This window comes from Bradyrhizobium sp. USDA 4510, from assembly GCF_054059095.1.
This window is the reverse complement of the sequence record NZ_JBSSBT010000001.1, coordinates 6,684,140-6,698,449: the sequence shown is the minus strand read 5'-3', so window position 1 is coordinate 6,698,449 and position 14,310 is coordinate 6,684,140. Positions and strand designations below refer to the sequence as shown.

Below are 14,310 nucleotides of genomic sequence, written 5' to 3'. Positions count from 1 at the left end.
GGCGATTTAGCTCGCCGAGGGACGGTCGGGCACTGTGGATCCTACCGTCCGAGCGATCAGCCGACCTCCTTCCAGACGTCCTGGTGCATCGTGAGAGGGAAGTAGCCATTTGCAGCCCTGAGTGGCCCGCTTCATCGCCCGCCGCTCCTGCCTCTCGCTCACGGCCGTATTCCCAGACAGATGTGGTTCGGCAAAAAGGACTTCGTCGAAGGGATTCCCGAGTTGATGCTCCAGGTTGTAGAAGACATCCCCACAGATGCGAGCGAGTCCATCGTGAGTCTCGACGAGGACGCTGAGCGAACCTTCGGTATGACCTCCCGAGCGTTCGACAGCCAATCCCGGCAGCAGTTCGACGATGTCTCCGTCTTCAGCGTCGAGCAGCTGGACGGCATCGCGTCGCCATACCCTGCCGAGAATATGCTTGATGTCGGGCGCCGGATAGCCGGGCCCGCCGGACCCGCCGCAACTGACCTCCAACTCGCGGCGCGACACGACGACGCGGGTGGAATCGGGGAAAAGATCGGTCTTGCCCGCGTGATCGATGTGAAGATGGGTGTGGACGATCATAGCAACGTCGGAGGGTTTGATGCCTCGCGCTTGAAGCTGGACGTCGAGCGTACCGTCGACGGCATAGGTCGCCGCCATACCGACGGCCGCCATGATTTCCGGCGAACGGAAGCCGGTATCGACGAGAACCGGCCCGATGCTCAGTCCGCGGATCAGGAAGGTATTGACGCATACCGGCGCCGGCGTACCGGGAGTGCGGTATTTCGCCAGGAATGAGGTATCGACGGTGACGTCCCCGGAATTCAGTATTTCGATGTCTAGCGCCATTCCTTCATGCTCCTTCCAGTCACTTGAGCGGTTCAACCGGGCCCGGTGCTCTTGCGCCCGAAAGTCGGCCCACCACTCGTCCCTGCTCGATTTTGAAGCCCTTCTCGTGCGCCGGCAGCAACCAGGATGCGTGGCCGAGCAATGCCTTCATCGCACACCGGTCGTCGGCTTGGCTCACTGCGCTGTTGCCAGCCATGCGCGGTTCTCGGTGGTTCACTTGAAACGGCGGCGCGACGACTTGCGCCTCCACGTCCTGAATGACGTCGCCGCAGAGGCAGGCTATTCCGTCCGAGGTCTCGACGAATACGTTGATCGATCCTTCGGTGTGGCCGCCGGCCCGCGCTACGAAAACACCGGGCAGGATTTGCTGACGTTCGTACCCCTGGAGGTCGAAGAACCACATCGCGCCCGGGATGTGCGTGCGATCGAGAAGCAGTTCGATATCGGCCAATCGATACTCCTGCCGCGTCATGCCGCCGGCAGCGAACTCGAGCTCTCGTCGATTCACCGCGAAGATGGTCGACAATGGGAAAATCGCGGCTCCTCCGACGTGATCGAAGTGCAGATGGGTAAAGATGACGGTGCGGATATCCGCCGGAGCGAGTCCCAATCGCTTGAGCTCGGTAACGATCTCGTCCGTGTCCTCTGCGCCCGTATCGACGAGCACTGCGCCTGTGGCTCCGTCATCCTCGATCAGGTACGCGTATATAGGAACCCGGATCCTTGTTCCTAAATCACGGTATTGCACGAAGTCCCCGGAATCGACCTCGATGGTCCCCGCGTTTAGGCGATGAATCGACCTGCGCATGGTTTCCTTCCTTTTGCGCCGGGCGCTCGGTGTCCCGGCGCCCGTCCTCTCCCTCGCCAATCGCGATCCGATAGGACGGCGCCGCGGGGCGTTTATTGTTTCGCAAACTGTATCGCCAAAAAAAATTTCACGTCAACTAAATGACGATAAAGTCATGACATATGTCAATAGGGATCCGGAGCTTTTCGGTCACGAACACTGCGAAGGACATCGTCCGTGTGCTCGCCGAGAGCCGGCGCCGGCCGGTGGATGCCGCTCGACCAGCCGCTGAAGCGCACCGGTTGGATGACGTGAGCTTCGCTCGTGCCGTTCGCCCGCGGCACCGTGCGGAATAATTCGCGGGAGCGCACGTGAGGGTCGTCGAGGACGTTGCCGAGGTCGTTGACCGGCGACCATGGAATAGCGTGGGCGTCCAGCAGGGGCTGCCAGTGATCGAGCGTTTGCGACGAAAGAGCAGTCGCGATGCGGACCCGAAGCGCATCTCTGTGACGAAGCCGTTCCGCCTGACGCAGTTCGGCCGCGTCGGCAAGATCGAGGAGCTGACACAACGCACGCCAAAAATGGTCCTCGTGAGCGATGCTGAGCGTGATGCGGCGGCCACCCTTCACGTTGAATATGCCGTATCCGGGCTCTCCCAGAATTTCGAAGGGCGCCATACCTTCCATAGCGGGCGAGAGATACGTGGACATCCACGAGATCAGGCCGTCGGTCATGGAAACGTCGATGTTCGTGCCGCGTCCGCTGCGTTCGCGACCGAACAGCGCCGAAGCGATTGAAAACGCGGCGAACATCGCGCTGCATAGATCGCCGTACGAGATATACGGAAACTCCGCGCGCTCGCCTCTCGCGCGGTCGAACAGATGACCGGCGAAAGCGAGATAGGAGAGGTCATGGGCGGTTCGGCCGCGAAGAGGGCCGGATTGTCCGAAACCCGATATTGACACGTAGATCAGACGTTCGTTGACCCCCTTCATCGCGTCGTATCCGACGCCGAGGCGATCCATGGTGCCCGGTCGAAATCCCTCGAGAACGACGTCGGACTCCGCGGCGAGCGCCAGCAGTCGCTCCCGGCCTTCGATGCTCTTTAGATCGAGGCAGATGCTGCGCTTGTTTCGCGCCAGGGCGCGGAAGAACGGAGGATACGCCCTGGCAGGGTCGCCGCCGTTCGGGCGCTCGACCAGGATGACGTCGGCGCCCAAGTCGGCAAGAAGCAGCGTCGCGTATGGCCCTGGATACTGCTCCGCCAGGGACAAGATCCTTACGTTCTCGAAGATGGCTTTCATGTCCCGCTCCTGTACCCCGCGATCGAGGAAGCGCCTGGTCCAGGGCGCAATACATCCTTGACAGGACTGAATACAAAGTCAATATAATGACGACGTAATCAAAATACGCCGAACGATTGTTTGCAGTTCGGCCGCATCAGAGAGGCGCCGTGCTTAGCGAAGACGATCTGATGATCAGAGATGTGGCGCGGCGCTTCGCGCGAGAACGGTTGCTGCCGTTCGGCCGCGAATGGGATCGCACCGGCGCGTTTCCGCGCAGCCTTCTGCCCGAAATGGGGAAACTGGGATTGTTCGGCATTCTAGCGCCGCAGGAATACGGCGGTTTGGGCGGTGGTTATCTCACCTGGGCGGTGGCGCTCGAAGAGATCGCGGCAGGGAATGGCGGGATCTCCACCCTAATGCATGTTCATGCGCTCGGAACTGCCGGTGTTATCGCCAATCTGGGAAATGCCGAACAGAAGGCGCAATGGCTGCCTCGCATGATAGCAGGCGAAGCGATCGGATGTGTCGCGCTGACGGAGCCCCATGCGGGTTCCGACGTCTCCAGGATCAAGACGCGGGCGCGCAAAGTCGACGGTGGCTGGCGGCTCGACGGGGCCAAGCAATTCATTTCCAACGGTCGTCACGCCAGCGTCGCCGTCATTCTCGCGGTGACCGACCCGGACGCGGGCAGTCGGGGCATGTCGTTCTTCCTCGTGCCGACCGACACGCCGGGTTTCAGGGTCGGAAATCCTGAAGAGAAGCTCGGGCAGACGACATCGGACACGGTTCCAATCGTTCTCGAAGACTGCTTCGTTCCCGAAGCCGCAATGATGGGCGAGCACGGGCAGGCCTTGCCGGCAACCATGGGACTATTGTCGGACGGCCGAATCTCGATCGCGGCTCAGGCGGTAGGCATGGCGCGAGCCGCCTTCGAAGCCGCCCTCGATTACGCGCGAGAGCGTCAGGCTTTCGGCAAGGCGATCATCGATCACCAGGCTGTGGCGTTCCGGCTCGCGGACATGGCGACCCAAATCGAGGTCGCGCGCGCATACACTCATCATGCTGCCCGTCTGCTCGATGCCGGCGCGGACTGCGTCAAAGAGGCGTCGATCGCGAAGCTTTTCGCAGGCGAGATGGCGGAGCGCGTGTGCTCCGACGCCATCCAGATCCACGGTGGCTACGGGTACCTCGCGGACTATCAGGTGGAGCGGATCTACCGCGACGTCCGCGTCTGCCAGATCTACGAGGGCACGAACGATATCCAACGGCTCATCATCGCCCGGAAGCTGAGAGCGTAGCCGAACAGCTAACCGGTCGGCCGCTTGCGGGTCGAGGAACACGAGCAATGGCCGCGGCGGCATCCGCTCGGTCGGGAGCTTGCGTTAAGGAGCAAAAAGAGGTGACCTCATGAACTACTCCGATATCAAGTACGAACGGCGCGGCGCTGCGGCGTGGATCACGCTCAACCGACCGGCCGAGCTCAACGCGCTGAGTCTCGCGATCGTCCGGGAAATGCCGATCGCGCTCGATGCCGCGGAACATGACCGCGACGTCAAGGCGATCGTGATCACCGGGGCCGGCCGGGCCTTTTGCGCCGGCGCCGACCTCAAATTCGTGAACGAACTTCCGCCGGAAAGACGGATCGCCGAAACTTGCGATTTCATCGCGAAGGCCGCGTCGATGATCGACAAGGTCGAGGACTTTCCGAAGCCCGTCATCGCCGCGGTCAACGGCGTTGCGACGGCCGGAGGCATGGAGCTGCTCTTGGGATGCGATATCGTCTTCGCGGCCCGCTCGGCGAGGATCGGGGACGGTCATTCGAATTACGGTCTCGTCCCCGGCGCGGGAGCGTCCGTGCGCTTGCCGCGGAAGGTCGGCTTCAACCGAGCGATGTATCTCTTCATCAGCGGCGAATTGCTTTCGGCCGAAGAGATGGCTTCTGCGGGGCTCGTCAATCGCGTGGTCGAAGATGACGCTCTCTACGACGCGGTCGACGATTTCGTCGGCAAGATCGCGACCAAGAGCCCGCTCGGCTTGGCACGCATGAAGAACATGGCTCTTGAAAGTTTCGACAAGTCGACGCCGAACGGGATCGCTTACGAGCTGATGATGAGCGAGTTGCACGCGCACAGCTTCGACCGCAACGAGGGCATCGCCGCCTTTTCCGAGAAACGCAAACCGCAATTTCAGGGCCGCTAGGGCGTCCCCCACTAGGTGCAGGAGCGAACAGATGACCGAAATCTACATCGTGGGCGTGGGGATGACCCGATTCGGTAAGCTCACCGATCAGTCGCTGAAAAACTTGGTAGCAACAGCCGTCGACCAGACGCTGCAGGATGCCGGCGCCAAGGTATCAGACGTCGGCGCGGCTTTCTTTGCGAACAGCACCCAGGCGATCATGGATGGTCAGCACGCAGTGCGAGGGCAGATGGCGCTGCGGCCACTTGGCTTCGCTGGCATACCCATCGTGAACGTCGAAAACGCATGCGCCGGAGGCTCCACCGCCTTGAACCAGGCCGCGGCCTATCTCAAGGCGGGAGTCACGGACGTGGCGCTGGCGGTCGGCGTCGAGAAGATGGTGGACTTGCAGGACAAGCGCAAATCCTCGGCCATCTTTGACGGCGCATGGGATGTGCACGACGTCGACGCGGTCATCCGGTCTTTGGCTCGGATTGGCGACCGAATGCCGCCGCCTCCTGGGAAAGAGCAGGGCGTGAAGAGTCCTTTCATGGAACTTTATGCATCGATGACTCGCGGTCATATGGCTCGATTCGGTACGACGGAGCGTCAAATCGCGGCGGTCGCCGCTAAGAACCATCATCATTCCACGATGAACCCGCTGTCGCAGTATCAGACGGACATGACGGTCGAGGAAGTTCTCGCCGCGACCCTGATCTCCTGGCCTTTGACGCTGCCCATGTGCTCGCCCGTGAGCGACGGCGCGGCAGCGGCATTGATCTGCACCAAGGAGGCTTTGAAGCGCTTCGCAAGGCCGAGAGCCGTCAAGCTGCTGGCTTCGGTCCTAGTCAGCGGAAGCGATCGCGATTGGTCGGAGTTCGACAGGCATCTTTGCAGGAAGGCGGCCACACAGGCCTACGAAAAGGCCGGCATCGGCCCGGAGGACGTTTCAGTCGCCGAGGTGCATGATGCGTCGTCTTTCGCCGAAATCATACAGACGGAGAACTTGGGATTTTGCGAGCTCGGTCAGGGAGGATGGCTGGCCGAACGCGGCGAAACTTCCATTGGAGGTCGCATTCCGATCAATCCCTCGGGAGGCTTGATCTCCAAAGGGCATCCGATTTCGGCGACGGGCCTCGGTCAGATTCATGAACTGACGCTACAGCTGCGCGGCGATGCCGGAGCAAGGCAAGTACAGGGGGCACGGATAGCGGTCGCGGAAAACGGCGGCGGCTTCCACGGCGTGGAGGAAGCGGCGGCGGTCGTCACGGTGCTCGGCCGATGAGTGCCAGGTTCGGGGACGGAGCCCTCGCGCGTATGTTGGATTGCCGGATGGCGATTCCGGTGATCGTCGCGCCCATGTTTCTCGTATCCTCGGTGGAACTGGTCGTCGAAGCCTGTCGCGCGAGGATAATCGGTTCGATGCCGACACTCAACGCGCGCACACCGGCAATCCTGGACGAGTGGCTGCGACGGATCGGCGACAGTCTGGGGGGACACGACCTGCCGCCCTACGCGATGAACATCATTGCTCACACCAGCAACGCCCGGTTTGACGAAGATCTTGATGTTGTCGTGAATCATCGAGTCCCGCTCGTCATTTCCAGCGTCGGCAATCCGTCCCGGATCGTCGACCGGGTAAGGTCCTACGGGGGCCACGTGCTCGCCGACGTCGCGAGCATTAGGCATGCCCGTCGCGCGGCAGAGGCGGGTGTCGACGGCTTGATCCTGCTTTGCGCCGGCGCCGGAGGACATACAGGCTGGCTCAACCCCTTTTCGTTCGTCGAGGAAGTACGCAGTTTCTTCGACGGTCCGGTCGCGCTCGCCGGCGGACTTTCCAATGGCCGTCAGGTCAAGACGCTGCGGCCGCTTGGCGTCGATTTTGCGTACATGGGCACGCGATTTCTGACCGCTGAAGAGAATCAGGCGAACGAAGCATACCGCCAGATGGTGATCGATTGCGGTGCAGACGACATTCTGCTTACGAGCGAAGTCTCCGGAATGCCGGCCAATATGCTGCGGCCCAGCCTGGAACGCTTCGGAGCGGACGGTAAGCGTCCGCCGAACAAGTTCGAGATCTCGGCCAGCAACGAGCAGCGTGCCTGGCGGGACGTGTGGGGAGCTGGACACGGCGTAGGCAGCGTCAAGAAGGTAGAGCGGCTTCGCGAGATCGTCGCCCGGCTCGAGGCAGAGTTTGCGAACGCCAACTCGTGAAGCGATGCGAATACGTGTTCGGTCGATCCCTCTGGGCGAGCTGTACTAGCGAGGTGGGATGGGCGCCATGATCGGTGGCTCGGTGAAGCGGCCATCGCTGAGACCGTCGGTAAAGTCTTTTGAGTGAGAAATGGTACCTGCACAGTTCAGAGACCGTCTGCGTCTCCCGGCGATCGTTTCGCCGATGTTTCTCGTCTCCGGGCCGGACCTCGTCGTCGAGACCTGCCGAAGCGGCCTGGTGGGTAGTTTTCCCAGCTTGAATCAGCGCACGTCCGACGGATGCGAACAATGGCTGCGCGACATCCGTTCGCGTTTGGCGCCGGATGGACTGCCGTTCGCAATGCAGTTCGCGGTGCATCCCACGCATCGGCGACTGGATGAAGACCTCACGCTGCTCGTCAAGTACGAAGTACCCATTCTCATCAGCGCCCTCGGCATAACCCGGGAGGTGACGGACGCCGTTCACGGCTACGGTGGGCTTGTCTTTCACGACGCAATCAACGTCCGGCACGCCAAAAAGGCGCTGGAAGCGAATGTCGACGGAATTATCGCCGTCTGCGCCGGCGCCGGAGGGCACGCGGGGACATACAATCCCTTCGCGTTTCTGGCCGAGCTGAAGCCCATCACGGGGGATAAGACACTCATACTATCGGGCTGTATCGGCGATGGTCACTCGCTCGCGGGTGCCATCGCGGCCGGCGCCGATCTCGGCTACATCGGAACGCGCTTCGTCAATACGGTCGAAAGCATCGCGTCGGACAAGATGAAGCGACTCGTTCTCGAGTCCGACATCACAAATATCGTCTATTCTGCCGAAATAGACGGGGTAGGGGCCAATTGGCTCGAACAGACGATGCCTCAGGTCAATCTGCTCGGCGACGGCCAGCCCGGCAAGCTCGACGTGGGCGCGATTTTGGGAGATCAGAAGCGCTGGCGTGACATCCTGAGCGTCGGTCAAGGCGTCGGTTCGGTGACCGATATTCCGACGGTCGCCGACCTCGTCGATCGCCTGGAAGGCCAATTTCTGGATGCCTTGGATAGGGCTCGGCGATATTCCGCCAAGGGTGCGAAGTGCTGAATGCAGGTCGCACGAGATTTTGAGCAAGTCGCTTGCCTGCATAGCGCGCAATCAGTTTGGGCAGCCCCTTCGGCGGAGCCGTCGTAAGGGAAAACCTGTCATACGGCCATTGAAAAAGAATGATTATAGAACATATTATATTGACTTAATGGTTCAATGCTTCGTCGCCGATGCCCATTCGGCGGTCGCGGCTAACAATGCAGGGGTTAGGGTAAAATGGCGCGCTGGAACAATTCACTCCGCACCAGCGAGGAGATCAGCGGGCTGAAGCGAGAGGCGGTGGTGCGAGAATCCGGCCGAATCTTCAGCCGCAGGGGCTATCACAATGCCTCGCTCGACGACGTCGCAAAAGCGCTGAAAGTATCGAAAGGTACACTGTACAATTACACCAAGGACAAAGAAGAGATCCTCTTTCAGTGCTGCAATATGGCGCTCGACATCGGCGAAACGGCGTTCGAGGCGGCCAAGCAAGGAAGAAACGGAGCGGAAAAGCTGCGAATCACGCTCCGCAATTATATCGCGAAGCTTCACGATGAGTTGGGTGCATGCGGCGTGATCAACGAGATCGACGCGTTGAAGCCCGCGCATCGCAAGACGATAGTGGCTCGCCGCGATGACCATCAACAGCGTTTCGTGACGATGTTGGAAGAGGGAGCCGCCGACGGCAGCCTGCGGGCGGTGGACGCCAAGCTCGCCGTTTATACCTTCATGGGTGCGATTCACTTCATTCCACGTTGGTACAACCCGCAAGGGCGCCTGACCAACGAGGAGATAGCCGATGGAATGGTGGATCTGCTGATGAACGGCTTGGTCTCCAGCACCGCTGCAAAAGACGAAAGCTCGTCGCGGCCGCGAAAGGCGCGATAAAACTTCGGCGCGAGAAATGAAGATGGATCTCAAGCCTCGCGCCGGCTTTCGGAGCGCGTCGTCCACTAGGTGGTGTGGACTCTAAGGATTCCCTTTTAGGCGCAAATCAGATTCAAGGCTGCTTTTGGGGAGGCCGCCTTGGGTGTGATGGACCGCTTGGTATTGAGCGACGCGACATGGGAGCGGATGGCGCCGCTGATCATCGGCCGGCCTGACCAGAAGGGTTCGACCGGACGGGACAACCGGATGTTTGTGGAGGGCGTACTTTGGATCGTGCGCACTGGCTCTCCCTGGCGTGATCTTCCGGAGGTGTTTGGAGACTGGAACAGCGTGTTTCGGCGCTTCAGTCGATGGAGCATCAAGGGGGTCTGGTGGCGCATATTCGAAGCGATGTCCGGTGATCCGGACTTCGAGTATCTGATCGTCGACTCCACCATCGTCCGGGCGCACCAGCACGCCGCTGGGGCGAAAAAAGGGGGTCTGAAGATCAGGCGATCGGTCGCTCGCGCGGTGGCCTGAGCACCAAGATACATATGGCCGTTCGCGGCCTGGGATGTCCCGTACGGTTCAAGCTCACCGCAGGTCAGAAGAGCGACGTCCGCAAGCCGCCGAATTGATCGAGGGATTACCTGCCCAGGTCGTCATGGCGGATACGGCTTATGACGCCGATCACTTGCGCCAGGCGATCGCTGCCAAAGGCGCGCTCGCCGTCATCCCCAACAACCCGTCACGTGCGCTCAAATATCCGCTGGACAAGCATCTCTATGCCCAGCGTCATCTCGTCGAATGCTGCTTCTCAAAACTCAAGCAGTTCCGCCGCGTCGCAACCCGCTTCGAAAAGACCGCCCGAAATTACCTGGCCGTCGTTACTCTCGCAGCCATCGTCTTATGGATGCGATAAATGTCCACACCACCTAGACCGAAACGGAGTAGCCGCCGTTGACCGGGTAGGTCTGCCCGGTAATCCAGCTTGCCGCGTCCGACGCGAGAAAGAGGATCATGTTCGCCGCATCACTCGGTTCGCCGAGCCGCCGGATGAGATAGGCGCGAAGTATTTTCTTCATCGTGTCTTCGTCGGGCATCAGCGCGGCCACCCCCGGTGTGTTGATTCCAGCCAGCGCGACGCAGTTCGCCGTGATGTTGTTTCGCCCTACGGCCTTGGCCAAGCCGCGCATGAAGCCCGCAGCGCCGGCCTTCGCTCCCGAGTAGACTGCCAAATGGGGCTCGCCGACCCGTCCGGCATCCGAAATGACAGTGATGATTCTCCCTTGGTTGCGCTTCAACATGCCGTTGATCGAGGCGCGCGTGCAGTTGAGCACACCGTAGAGATTGGTTCCGAGCCAGTTCGCCCACTCCTCAGGACCGGTCTCCCAGAACGGTTTAATGTTCGATAATCCGTCGCTTGGGCCCGCGTTACCCGCATTGTTGACGAGAATGTCGACTCTGCCGAATTTTCCTTCGGCGGTCTCCACCATCGACGTCACGGCCCGGAAATCGGTCACGTCGCAGGCGATCGGCAACGCTTTTCCGCCTACGCGGCAGATCTCCTCCGCGACGGCTTGAGCCCGATCCAAGTGGAAATCGTTGACCACGATCCCGCCGGCGTTGTTGGCTGCCAATTGTAGCGCGACCTGGCGTCCCACTCCTTGGCCGGCTCCCGTAACGAGCGCAACGTGACCCTTTAGGTCAAGAATGGAATCCATGAACGTCTCCTTAGGTATCTCGAGAGGTAGGACGATTGCAGCTCGCGGCCGCTGATGCTCGGCGATGGTCCAAGCAGCTGCGGCGCCAAAGCGCAGCCGCTCGCGACGTGTGTATGATTGTGTCGTGCAACAAATTGACGTAAAAGTCAATATTGCTGGACGAATTCAGTGAGCGGCGCCGGGCGCTTTGCAATCGTCCTGCGGGATCAGGATTTGCGACGAGGAAACGCTCCGGCGGTGATCCCGCCATCCAGTATAAGCTCGGCTCCAGTCATGTAACTCGAGCTGTCGGTCGCCAGGAAGACAACCGCTTCCGCGACTTCCTCTGCCGTTCCGGCACGACCCATCGGCGCGTCGTTGTGACCCATGCGCTGGACATCTATTCGGCGCTGCGGACGACCTTCCTCGCCGCCCAGCGGTATGGTGCCCCAGAGCGGTGTGTCGATCACGCCGGGATGGATCGAGTTGACCCGGATCTCATCGCCTAGCCCCGCGCACTCCAGCGCCAGCGCCTTGGCGAAGAATCGGACACCTCCCTTCGTCGCGCAATAGCCAGCGAAGCCCGCCGAGCCCCGTAGACCAGCGACGGACGACATCACTATGAAGCTTCCGCCGCCGGCGCGCCTCAGCGCCGGTATGGAGAATTTGGCGGTCAAAAATACCCCATCCAGATTTATCGCGGTCTGCCGACGCCAGTCCGCTAGCGTCATTTCGGTGACCAATCCCTTCATCGCGATGCCTGCGTTGGCGACCACTATGTCCAGCCGGCCAAATCTCTCCTCGACGGCGTCGATGGCCTTCGGCCAGGCGCTTTCGTCAGTCACGTCCTGAACGAGGGGCATTGCGCGAATTCCCCGGTGGGACGACGCTTCAGCCAGCGCTGCCGCGCTTCGTCCATCAATGTCGGACACTACGACGGCAGCGCCTTCGCGAGCCAGCGCCGCCACGGAGGCGGCGCCGATTCCAGAGGCGGCCCCGGTCACGAACGCAACCTTTCCTTCCAATCTCGACATATCGTGTTCCTTTAGGGTCGTTTTCGACGCCCCATTTCGCTGGGGTCGACAATGGAAACTTGTACTTGTTGACGCCGATAATGACCATGAAATTTATTATATTGACGATAGAGTCAGATCATGCACTACTAGCCGACACGTTGCGAGGGCCGCCGCGATCGCGCCCGAGAGTAAGGGGAAGCAGTAATGAACGTTAAGGACCATGCGTCACGAGCGGTGACGATTCGCAGCCGACCCGAACAGACCGGACTTCCGAAAGCCGAATACGAGGCGTTCAAGCGAAATATCTTCGAAGCGATTTGGCGAGATCTCGACCCGCTGGAGGAGCAGATCGAGAATGACGAGCACGTGCCGCACGAAGTCGTCGATCCCTTGTTGAGAAAAATGGGGGCGTTCGGCCTGATGATTCCTCGCAGGTTCGGTGGCATTGGCCTCTCGACCTCGCAGTATATGCCTATTCTCGCCGAATTCTCGAAAATCCAGGGCGGCATCCGCGTGCTGGTTCACGTGCACAACTCGGTGAGCCACGGCCTGCTGGAAATCGCGTCTGAACAGCAGTTGCAGGCGATTATGCCGGGCGTGGCGCAGGGGACGAATTCCGTCGCATTCGGTCTCACCGAACCGGATTTCGGTTCCGGCGCGGACATCGGCACGCGCGCCGTCAGAGACGGCAATCACTACGTGATCAACGGCCGCAAGTGGCTGATCACGAATTCGGATATCGCTACCCATTTCATGGTCATCGCCAAGACCGACCCCTCGAAAGGAGCCGAGGGCATCAGTAGCATCCTGGTCGAGCGCGACACGCCTGGTCTGACGGTCACGGCCTTGCCCGAGACGATGGGCTGTAAGGGCGGAGAGCACGGTCAGATCGACCTGGTCGATGTGCGTGTGCCGGTGTCCAACATCATCGGGAGGGAAGGCGAAGGATTGGTCCAAATGGAGGAAGTACTCGAGATCAGTCGAGTCTTCATTGCCGCCACCTCGCTGGGCACCGCCGAGCGCTCGCTCGAGCTGTCTCTGGATTTCGCGAAGAAGCGTGTGACGTTCGGAAAACCCATCGCGTCGCGCCAGGCGATTCAGCGGTACCTCGCCGAAATGGGGACCGACATCTACGCCCTCCGAGGAATGATCGCAGACGCGACCGCGAAATGGGATGCGGGACGCCGAATTCCCGCCGAAGCTTCCATGTGTAAACTGTTCGGGCTCGAAGCGGTCGGCCGTGTGACCGACCGCGCTTTGCTGGTTCACGGCGGCATCGGGTACACGCGCAAGTATCCGATAGAGCGCCTTTACCGCGATGCGCGCCTGAATTGGCTGGAAGAAGGGCCGCCAACGATACAGATGGCCGTCGCCGCGCACGCGTTCCTAAACGGCTACGATTGGAACGCATGACCATGGCTGCTTGTTCGGGCAAGATCGCGCTAGTTGTCGGAGGAACCCGAGGAATCGGCAGGGCGAGCGTGCTTGCGCTGGCCAACGAGGGCGCGGTCGTGATCGTCGCGGGTCGATCGATCGATGCCGCGCAGCAGGTCGCGGCCGAAGCTACGGCTCTCGGCGCGAAGGCTGAAGGGCTCGCATTGGACATCCTCGATCCTGCCCAATCGAAGGCCGCGGTCGACGGGGTCGTCGGGCGTTACGGTGCGTTGGACATTCTGGTCGCCAACGCGGGGATCAGCCCCTATTGGACACGCGCCGAAAAGGTGACGCCCGATATGTGGGATACCGTGATGGACGTCAACCTGCGCGGCCTGTTCTTCGCTGTCCAGGCGGGAGGGACGCACATGCTGCAAAACGGAGGCGGCAGCATAGTTTCCGTTTCCTCGGTCACGGCGGCCGTTGGCGTGACACGCGGTATGCCGTATGTCGCCTCGAAAGGGGGCATGGACGCCATGACACGCTCGCTGGCCATCGAATGGGCCGACCGAGGCGTGCGCGTCAACGGTGTGGCGCCGGGCTACATCGCGACCGACATGACCCACGGCATGCGGGAAAACGACGTTCTCAAGCAGTCGCTCCTCGATACGGTACCGATGGCTCGCTTCGCCCACCCCGAAGAAGTCGGAGCCGTGATCGCCTTCCTGGCTTCCGACGCGGCTTCCTACATAACGGGACAAACGGTCATCGTGGACGGCGGATTCGCCGCAGGACGAAACTCTTCCCCCAGCCGTTCAGCAAAGCGAAGCGGGAGTCCTAACGAATAGTACTTTCGTCGCATCGGCCACGAGATCTATCTCAATTGACCATAGAGTCAATATATACTACATGATAGTCAAATAAAAAAACCAACCGAGGAGGCGATCCGTGGAACGGCGCGGCAAAGGCGACGGCATAAACAGTTATGTCTTGA

The 14,310-nt window shown here is 60.8% G+C and carries 13 protein-coding genes and 1 pseudogene; 9 read left to right on the top strand and 5 right to left on the bottom strand.

All coding sequences use genetic code 11. The features are described 5' to 3' along the window. Positions 1-6: 6 nt before the first annotated feature. The 3 genes from ACVMDN_RS31190 to ACVMDN_RS31180 form a co-directional block, all read right to left on the bottom strand. Complete coding sequence (locus tag ACVMDN_RS31190) at positions 7-834, bottom strand: MBL fold metallo-hydrolase (protein ID WP_076830859.1); 828 nt, start codon at positions 832-834, stop codon at positions 7-9. 19 nt (positions 835-853) lie between these two features. Beyond that, a complete protein-coding gene (locus ACVMDN_RS31185; RefSeq protein WP_456834720.1) occupies positions 854-1,642 on the bottom strand; it encodes an MBL fold metallo-hydrolase in 789 nt (262 codons plus the stop codon). 164 nt (positions 1,643-1,806) lie between these two features. Continuing rightward, positions 1,807-2,925, bottom strand: a complete 1,119-nt coding sequence (locus ACVMDN_RS31180; RefSeq protein WP_076830857.1) for a CaiB/BaiF CoA transferase family protein — start codon at positions 2,923-2,925, stop codon at positions 1,807-1,809. Between the two features lie 149 nt (positions 2,926-3,074). On the opposite strand from ACVMDN_RS31180, the gene ACVMDN_RS31175 reads away from it, so the two are divergent. The 7 genes and pseudogenes from ACVMDN_RS31175 to ACVMDN_RS31145 all read left to right on the top strand — a co-directional run bounded on the left by ACVMDN_RS31175 (position 3,075) and on the right by ACVMDN_RS31145 (position 10,145). After that, positions 3,075-4,205: an acyl-CoA dehydrogenase family protein gene (locus ACVMDN_RS31175; RefSeq protein WP_283805974.1), complete on the top strand. Its 1,131-nt coding sequence runs from the start codon at positions 3,075-3,077 to the stop codon at positions 4,203-4,205. A 109-nt stretch (positions 4,206-4,314) separates the two neighbouring features. Then, positions 4,315-5,106 carry an enoyl-CoA hydratase/isomerase family protein gene (locus ACVMDN_RS31170; protein ID WP_076830854.1) on the top strand — a complete coding sequence of 264 codons (792 nt, stop codon included), beginning with the start codon at positions 4,315-4,317 and terminating at the stop codon, positions 5,104-5,106. Between the two features lie 31 nt (positions 5,107-5,137). Further along, on the top strand, positions 5,138-6,370 hold the full coding sequence (locus ACVMDN_RS31165; RefSeq protein ID WP_456834721.1) for a thiolase family protein: 1,233 nt from the start codon (positions 5,138-5,140) through the stop codon (positions 6,368-6,370). A 47-nt stretch (positions 6,371-6,417) separates the two neighbouring features. Beyond that, entirely contained in the window at positions 6,418-7,299 is an 882-nt protein-coding gene (locus tag ACVMDN_RS31160) for an NAD(P)H-dependent flavin oxidoreductase (protein ID WP_069276503.1), read from the top strand. Positions 7,300-7,429: 130 nt separating this feature from the next. Next, a complete protein-coding gene (locus tag ACVMDN_RS31155) occupies positions 7,430-8,377 on the top strand; it encodes an NAD(P)H-dependent flavin oxidoreductase (protein ID WP_456834722.1) in 948 nt (315 codons plus the stop codon). Between the two features lie 216 nt (positions 8,378-8,593). Continuing rightward, complete coding sequence (locus ACVMDN_RS31150) at positions 8,594-9,244, top strand: TetR/AcrR family transcriptional regulator (RefSeq protein WP_069276501.1); 651 nt, start codon at positions 8,594-8,596, stop codon at positions 9,242-9,244. 138 nt (positions 9,245-9,382) lie between these two features. Further along, a pseudogene (locus tag ACVMDN_RS31145) lies at positions 9,383-10,145 on the top strand (IS5 family transposase). 13 nt (positions 10,146-10,158) lie between these two features. On the opposite strand, the gene ACVMDN_RS31140 reads toward ACVMDN_RS31145, so the two are convergent. Beyond that, entirely contained in the window at positions 10,159-10,947 is a 789-nt protein-coding gene (locus ACVMDN_RS31140; protein WP_069276500.1) for an SDR family NAD(P)-dependent oxidoreductase, read from the bottom strand. Positions 10,948-11,153: 206 nt separating this feature from the next. Continuing rightward, positions 11,154-11,960: an SDR family NAD(P)-dependent oxidoreductase gene (locus ACVMDN_RS31135; protein ID WP_456834723.1), complete on the bottom strand. Its 807-nt coding sequence runs from the start codon at positions 11,958-11,960 to the stop codon at positions 11,154-11,156. A 186-nt stretch (positions 11,961-12,146) separates the two neighbouring features. Between ACVMDN_RS31135 and ACVMDN_RS31130 the strand changes: the two genes are divergently transcribed. Continuing rightward, positions 12,147-13,355, top strand: coding sequence for an acyl-CoA dehydrogenase family protein (locus ACVMDN_RS31130; RefSeq protein ID WP_076826768.1), 1,209 nt, complete (start codon positions 12,147-12,149; stop codon positions 13,353-13,355). Then, complete coding sequence (locus ACVMDN_RS31125; protein WP_456834724.1) at positions 13,352-14,164, top strand: SDR family NAD(P)-dependent oxidoreductase; 813 nt, start codon at positions 13,352-13,354, stop codon at positions 14,162-14,164. Before ACVMDN_RS31130 ends, ACVMDN_RS31125 begins: the two co-directional genes overlap by 4 nt. Positions 14,165-14,310 lie beyond the last annotated feature (146 nt).

What these genes read in the sequence shown, in the direction of transcription:
- ACVMDN_RS31190 (WP_076830859.1), bottom strand. Translation starts at nt 834, where the DNA reads ATGGCGCTAGACATCGAAATACTGAATTCCGGGGACGTCACCGTCGAT.
- ACVMDN_RS31185 (WP_456834720.1), bottom strand. Translation starts at nt 1,642, where the DNA reads ATGCGCAGGTCGATTCATCGCCTAAACGCGGGGACCATCGAGGTCGAT.
- ACVMDN_RS31180 (WP_076830857.1), bottom strand. Translation starts at nt 2,925, where the DNA reads ATGAAAGCCATCTTCGAGAACGTAAGGATCTTGTCCCTGGCGGAGCAG.
- ACVMDN_RS31170 (WP_076830854.1), top strand. Translation starts at nt 4,315, where the DNA reads ATGAACTACTCCGATATCAAGTACGAACGGCGCGGCGCTGCGGCGTGG.
- ACVMDN_RS31165 (WP_456834721.1), top strand. Translation starts at nt 5,138, where the DNA reads ATGACCGAAATCTACATCGTGGGCGTGGGGATGACCCGATTCGGTAAG.
- ACVMDN_RS31160 (WP_069276503.1), top strand. Translation starts at nt 6,418, where the DNA reads ATGGCGATTCCGGTGATCGTCGCGCCCATGTTTCTCGTATCCTCGGTG.
- ACVMDN_RS31155 (WP_456834722.1), top strand. Translation starts at nt 7,430, where the DNA reads ATGGTACCTGCACAGTTCAGAGACCGTCTGCGTCTCCCGGCGATCGTT.
- ACVMDN_RS31150 (WP_069276501.1), top strand. Translation starts at nt 8,594, where the DNA reads ATGGCGCGCTGGAACAATTCACTCCGCACCAGCGAGGAGATCAGCGGG.
- ACVMDN_RS31140 (WP_069276500.1), bottom strand. Translation starts at nt 10,947, where the DNA reads ATGGATTCCATTCTTGACCTAAAGGGTCACGTTGCGCTCGTTACGGGA.
- ACVMDN_RS31135 (WP_456834723.1), bottom strand. Translation starts at nt 11,960, where the DNA reads ATGTCGAGATTGGAAGGAAAGGTTGCGTTCGTGACCGGGGCCGCCTCT.
- ACVMDN_RS31130 (WP_076826768.1), top strand. Translation starts at nt 12,147, where the DNA reads ATGAACGTTAAGGACCATGCGTCACGAGCGGTGACGATTCGCAGCCGA.
- ACVMDN_RS31125 (WP_456834724.1), top strand. Translation starts at nt 13,352, where the DNA reads ATGACCATGGCTGCTTGTTCGGGCAAGATCGCGCTAGTTGTCGGAGGA.